The sequence below is a fragment of the Kitasatospora phosalacinea genome, assembly GCF_000717185.1.
GTDB classification, from domain to species: Bacteria; Actinomycetota; Actinomycetes; order Streptomycetales; family Streptomycetaceae; genus Kitasatospora; species Kitasatospora phosalacinea_A.
Genome location: NZ_JNYE01000193.1, coordinates 1 through 6,979 on the forward strand (window position 1 = coordinate 1; position 6,979 = coordinate 6,979).

A 6,979-nucleotide genomic window follows, 5' to 3' on the forward strand; every position below is an offset into this window, starting at 1 on the left:
ACCAACTCAACTCCCCCGACTACTGGACCCACCACATCCGCCACACCGTCCGCTTCACCGACACCATCCACACCCTCCACCACCAAGGCACCACCACCTGTTTCGAGGTGGGCTTCGACGCCGTGCTCACTCCGGCAATCGCGGCCACCGTCGACGGCGCCGAGCTGGCGGCGCTCCCGGTGGTGCGGCGCGGCGAGTCCGAGCGGGTCTCGGTGCTGACGGCGCTCGCCGACGCCCACGTGCGCGGCCTGCCGGTCGACTGGCGGGCGGCCCTCGGGGCGGGCGGCCGGCGCCGGGTCGAGCTGCCCACGTACCCCTTCGCGGGCGAGCGGTACTGGCTGCCGCCGACGGCGAAGCCCTCGGACGCGGCCGGGCTCGGCCTGGAGGGCACCGGCGACCACCCGCTGCTCGGCGCGGCCGTGGCGTCGGCGGACGGCGACAGCCTGCTGCTGACCGGACGGCTCTCGCTGCGGACGCACCCGTGGCTGGCCGACCACGCCGTCGCGGGCGCCGTCCTGCTGCCCGGCACCGCGTTCGTCGAACTCGCCCTGCAGGCCGCCCACCGGGTCGGCCGCGACCGGCTCGACGAACTGGCCCTGGAGACACCGCTGTTGCTGCCGCCGACCGGCGCCGTGCAGGTGCAGGTCGCGGTCGGGGCCCCGGACGGCTCCGGCCACCGGAGCGTCACCGTCCACTCCCGTCCGCAGCCCGCCGACGGAGCCCCGGACCCGGCCTGGACCCGGCACGCCACCGGCACGCTGCCCGCCGCCGAACCGGCCGCCACCGAACCGGCCACCGCGGCACCGACCGACGCCTGGCCGCCCGCCGGGGCCGTGCCGGTCGCCCTCGCCGACGCCTACCAGCGGCTGGCCGAGCAGGGCTACGGGTACGGCCCGGCCTTCCAGGGCCTGACCGCCCTGTGGCGGAACGGCTCCGAACTCTTCGCCGAGGTGCGCCTGCCGCAGGAGGCGACCGCCGACGCCGCCCGGTTCGGGCTGCACCCGGCGCTGCTGGACGCCGCCCTGCACCCCGTGCTCCTGGGCGCCGACCCGCAGCGGTCCGCCGCCGCCCGGCTGCCGTTCGCCTTCACCGGCGTCCGCCTGCACGCCGTCGGCGCCGAATCGCTGCGGGTCCGGCTGTCGCTGACCGGCGCCGACACCGCGGCGCTCACGCTCACCGACACCGCGGGCGCCCCGGTCGCCTCCGTGCAGTCGCTGCTGCTGCGCCCGGTGGACCCGGACCGGCTCGCCGCCGCCCGGCCCGGCGACCGGAACCTGTTCACCCTCGACTGGACGCCGCTCCCGGACGCGCCGACCGCGGGCGCCCCGGTGGAGCTGGTCCTCGCCGAGAGCCGGTCCGACGCCGCGGACACCGACACCGCCGACCACGCCCCCGCCGCCGCCCACCGGGCCGCCGCCCACGCCCTCGGCCTGGTGCAGCGCTGGCTCGCCGAGGACCGCCCGGACGACGCCCGCCTGGCCGTGCTCACCCGCGGCGCCGTCGGGGACGCCGCCGCGAACCCCGCCGCCGCAGCCGTCTGGGGCCTGCTGCGCTCCGCCCAGACCGAGCACCCGGGCCGGTTCCTGCTCGTCGACCTGGACGGCCCCGACACCCCGCCGACCGAGGCGCTCGCCGCGGCCGCGGCGAGCGGTGAAACCCAACTCGCCTTCCGGGAAGGCCGGTTGTACGTCCCGCGGCTGGCCCGGGCGGCGTACGCGGACGGCACCGACCGCCCGGCGTTCGGCACCGGAACAGTGCTGGTGACCGGTGGCACCGGCACCCTCGGCCGACTGCTCGCCCGCCACCTGGTCACCACCCACGGCGTCCGCCACCTCCTGCTGACCAGCCGCCGCGGCCCCGACGCCCCCGGCGCCACCGAACTCACCGCCGAACTCACCGCCCTCGGCGCCCAAGTGACCATCGCTGCCTGCGACATGACCGACCGCCGAGCCGTCACCGACCTGCTCGCCGACCACCGCCTCTCCGCCGTCGTCCACACCGCGGGCGTCCTCGACGACGCCACCGTCGAATCGCTCGACGCGGAGCGCCTGCACGCCGTCCTGCGCCCGAAGGTGGACGCCGCCTGGCACCTGCACGAACTGACCGCCGGCCACGACCTCGCCGCCTTCGTCCTGTTCTCCTCCGTCGCGGGCACCCTCGGCACCGCCGGACAGGCCAACTACGCGGCCGCCAACGCCTTCCTGGACGCCCTCGCCCGTCACCGGCAGGCCCGCGGCCTGCCCGCCACCTCGCTCGCCTGGGGCCTGTGGGCCGAGAGCAGCGGCATGACCGGCGACCTGACCGACGCCGACCAGGCCCGCCTGCGCCGCGCCGGACTCGCCCCCCTCGCCACCGACCGTGCGCTGGCCGCCTTCGACGCCGCCCTGGCCACCGGCCGGGCCGACCTGGTCGCCGCCGAACTCGACTCCGCCGGGCTGCGGTCCGGCGCCGACGGGGGGCGCCTCCCGGTCGTCTTCCGCACGCTCTTCCCCGCCCCGGTGCGCCGCCGGGCCGCCGCCGCCACCCCCGAGGGCGACTCCTGGGCGGACCGGCTGCGCGCCCTGCCCGCGCCCGAACGCGAGCAGGCCCTGCTGGACCTGCTGCGCTCCCAGGTCGCCACCGTCCTCGGGCACGCCCGCGCCACCACCGTCCCGGTGGAACGCGCCTTCAACGAGCTGGGCTTCAGCTCGCTGAGCGCGGTGGAACTGCGCAACCGGCTGAACGAGGCCACCGGCCTCCGGCTGCCCGCTTCGGTGCTGTTCGACCACCCCACGGTGGCGGCCCTCGCCGACCGCCTGCGCACCGAGCTCCTGGGCACCGCCGAAGAACTGACGCCCACTGCGCCGGAGGACCGTCCCGCCGCCGACGACGAGCCGATCGCGGTGATCGGCATCGGCTGCCGCTACCCGGGCGGCATCACCAGCCCCGAGGAGCTGTGGCAACTGGTCGCCGAGCGACCACTTCGACCCCGAGTTCTTCGGCATCTCCCCGCGCGAGGCGCTGGCCACCGACCCGCAGCAACGCCTGCTGCTGGAGACCGCCTGGGAGGCCGTCGAACGCGCCGGGATCGACCCCGCCACCCTCCGCGGCAGCCGCACCGGCGTCTTCGCGGGCGTGATGTACCAGGACTACGGCTCCCGGCTCCAGCCCGCACCGGCCGGGTTCGAGGGCTTCCTGCTGGCCGGGAACACCGGGAGCGTGGCGTCGGGCCGGGTCTCCTACACCCTCGGCCTGGAGGGCCCCGCCGTCTCCGTCGACACCGCCTGCTCCTCCTCGCTGGTCGCCATGCACCTCGCCGCCCAGGCCCTGCGCCAGGGCGAGTGCACCCTCGCCCTGGCGGGCGGCGTCACCGTCATGTCCACCCCCGGCACCTTCATCGAGTTCAGCCGCCAACGCGGCCTCGCCGCCGACGGCCGCTGCAAAGCCTTCTCCGCCGACGCCGACGGCACCGGCTGGGCCGAAGGCGCCGGACTGCTCCTGCTCGAACGCCTCTCCGACGCCCAAGCCAACGGCCACCCCGTACTCGCCCTCATCCGCGGCTCCGCCGTCAACCAGGACGGCGCCTCCAACGGCCTCACCGCCCCCAACGGCCCCGCCCAGCAACGCGTCATCCACCAGGCGCTCGCCAGTGCAGGCCTCACCCCCGCCGACATCGACGCCGTCGAAGCCCACGGCACCGGCACCCGCCTCGGCGACCCCATCGAAGCCCAAGCCCTCCAAGCCACCTACGGACAGCACCACACCCCCGACCAACCCCTCTGGCTCGGCTCGATCAAGTCCAATATCGGCCACACCCAGGCCGCCGCAGGCACCGCGGGCACCATCAAGATGATCATGGCCATGCGCCACGGCACCCTCCCCCCGACCCTGCACAGCGCCACCCCCAGCCCGCACGTCGACTGGACCGCCGGACACGTCCGGCTCCTCACCGAAACCACCCCCTGGCACCCCGACACCGACCGCCCCCGCCGTGCCGCCGTCTCCTCCTTCGGCATCAGCGGCACCAACGCCCACCTCATCCTCGAAGCACCCGAACCCCAACCCCAGCCCCAGCCCCAGCCCGAACCCGCACCCGCACCCGCCTCCCCGCAGCCGGCCTCCCCGCAGCCGGCCGTCCCGCTGCCGGCCGTCCCGCTGCCGCTGTCCGCCCGCGCCGACCGCCCGGTCCGCGAACTCGCCGGGAAGCTGGGCGAGTTGTTCGCCGATCCGACCGGCCCCGACCCGGCGTCGGTGGGCCGCGCGCTCGCCACCACCCGTACGGTGTTCGACCACCGCGCCGTGGTGGTCGCGTCCGACCGCGCCGCGCACCGCGAGGCGCTCGCCGCCCTGGCCGCGGACCGCCCGCACCCGGGGGTGGTCACCGGTGCGGTCGACGGGACGGCCGGGCTCGGCGGCACGGTGTTCGTGTTCCCCGGCCAGGGCTCGCAGTGGGTCGGCATGGCGCTGGAGCTGCTGGACGGCTCGGCCGTGTTCCGCGAGCGGATGCACGAGTGCGCGGCCGCGCTCGACGCGTTCACCGACTGGTCGCTGCTGGACGTGCTGCGCGGCGCCCCGGGGGCCCCGGGCTACGACCGGGTCGACGTGGTCCAGCCCGCCCTGTTCGCGGTCGCGGTCTCGCTGGCCGCGCTCTGGCAGTCGCTCGGGGTCCGCCCCGACGCCGTCGTCGGCCACTCGCAGGGCGAGATCGCCGCCGCCTGCGTCGCGGGCGCGCTCTCCCTCCCGGACGCGGCCCGCGTGGTCGCGCTGCGCAGCCGGGCGCTGGCCCGCCTGGCGGGCACGGGCGGCATGGTGTCGGTGTCCTCGCCCGCGTCCGAGGTCGAGGCGCGGCTCGCCCGCTGGGACGGGCGGCTGGCCGTGGCCGCCGTCAACAGCCCCGGTTCGACCGTGGTGGCCGGTGACCCGGCGGCCCTGGACGAGTTGCTGGCCGGGTACGAGGCGGACGGCGTCCGCGCCCGCCGGGTGCCGGTGGACTACGCCTCGCACTCCCCGCACGTGGCGGCGATCCGCGAGGAGCTGCTCGAACTCCTCTCCCCCGTACGGCCGTTGGAGTCGGCGGTGCCGTTCTACTCGACCGTCACCGGGGAGCGGACCGACACCACCGCGCTGGACGCCGCCTACTGGTACCGCAACCTGCGCCGCCCGGTCCGCCTGGACACGGCCACCCGCGCGCTGCTCGCCGACGGCCACCGCGCCTTCGTCGAGGTCAGCGCCCACCCGGTGCTGACCACGGTCCTCCAGGAGGCCCTGGGCGCCGCCGGCCCCGACGCCGAGGAGCCGACCGACCGGGCCTTCGCGATCGGCACGCTGCGCCGCGACGACGGCGGCCTGGGCCGGGTGCTGACCTCCGCCGCCGAGGGCTGGGTCCAGGGCCTGCCGGTGGACTGGGCGTCCGCCACCGGCCCCCGGGCGGCCGAGCCGGTCCTGCTGCCCACCTACCCGTTCCAGCACCGGCCGTACTGGCTCGACGCCGCCCCCCGGAGCGGCGACATGAGCGCCGCCGGCCTGCGCACCGCCGACCACCCGCTGCTCGGCGCGGCCGTCGAACTCGCTGCCGGGGACGGCCTGTTGCTCACCGGACGGCTCTCGACCGGCACCCACCCGTGGCTGGCCGACCACGCCGTCGCGGGCACCGTCCTGCTACCCGGCACCGCGTTCGTCGAACTCGCCCTGGAGGCCGCCCACCGGGTCGGCTGCACCCAGGTCGCCGACCTGACCCTGCTCGCCCCGCTCGTCCTCCCGGACGGCGCCGCCCTGCGCCTCCAGGTCACCGCGGCCGAACCCGACCCGGACGGCCGCCGCCGGCTCACCGTCCACTCCCGCCCGGACGACGACGAGGCCCGCGACTGGCTGCTGCACGCCACCGGCACCCTCGGCACCGACCCGGCAACCGCCGACCCGAAGCCGCGCACCGACCCGGCAACCGCCGACCCGTGGCCGCCCGCCGGAGCGACCGCGGTGGACCTCACCGACGCCTACCTCCGCCTGGCCGAGCGGGGCTACGAGTACGGCCCGGCCTTCCAGGGCCTGACCGCGGCCTGGCGCGCGGGCGACGAGGTGTACGCCGAGGTCGCCCTGGGCGAGCGGGAGCGCGCGGAGGCCGCGGGCCACGGCCTGCACCCGGCGCTGCTCGACGCCGCCCTGCACCCGGTGGTGCTCGGGCTGCTCGGCGGGTCCGACCGGGACGTGCTGCCCTTCTCCTGGAGCGGCGTCTCGCTGCACGCCGCCGGTGCCGTGGCGCTGCGGGTCCGGCTGCGGCAGACCGGGCCGCACACGGTCGCCGTGGCGGTCGCCGACCCGGCGGGGGCACCGGTCGCCTCGGTGGCCTCGCTGGCCGTCCGGCCGCTCGACCGCGCACAGTTGGCGGCCGCCGGCCCGGCCCGGCTGCCGCTGCTGCACGTCGACTGGACCCCCCTGACGCTGGACGGCACCACCGACGGCCCCGTGGACGTCCTGCCCGTCACCACGCCCGTCACCACGCCCGACGCCGCGCCCGACGCCGCGCCCGACGCCGACCCGCGCGCCTCCGTCCGCACGGCGGTCCGCACCGCGGTCGGTGCGGCCCTCGCGGCCGTCCGCGAACGCCTGGCCGGAGAGGACTCCGGCGTGCCGCTGGCCGTCCTGACCCGCGGCGCCGTGACCGCGCTGCCCGGCGAAGTCGTCACCGACCTGGCGGGGGCCGCGGTCTGGGGCCTGCTGCGCTCCGCCCAGACCGAGCACCCGGGCCGGTTCCTGCTGGTGGACGCGGACACCGCGCCCGCACCGGCCCTGCTGCTCGCCGCCGCGGCCCGCGGTGAAACCCAACTCGCCTTCCGGGACGGCCGGTTGTACGCCCCGCGGCTGGTCACGTCACCGCCCCCGACCGGCACCGGCCGCCCGGCGTTCGGCACCGGAACGGTCCTGCTCACCGGCGGCACCGGCACCCTCGGCCGACTGCTCGCCCGCCACCTGGTCACCACCCACGGCGTCCGCCACCTCCTGC

General features: G+C 77.3%; 1 protein-coding gene and 2 pseudogenes. All 3 read left to right on the forward strand.

The window, feature by feature from the left end:
- Nucleotides 1-419 precede the first annotated feature (419 nt).
- Nucleotides 420-2,738: pseudogene (locus tag OO57_RS46535) on the forward strand (type I polyketide synthase); the annotation flags it as partial.
- Nucleotides 2,739-2,838: 100 nt separating this feature from the next.
- Nucleotides 2,839-5,295, forward strand: a pseudogene (locus tag OO57_RS46540) (type I polyketide synthase); the annotation flags it as partial.
- Nucleotides 5,296-5,487: 192 nt separating this feature from the next.
- On the forward strand, nt 5,488-6,979 hold a 1,492-nt coding region (locus OO57_RS46545), incomplete at its 3' end, for a polyketide synthase dehydratase domain-containing protein (protein WP_234337706.1).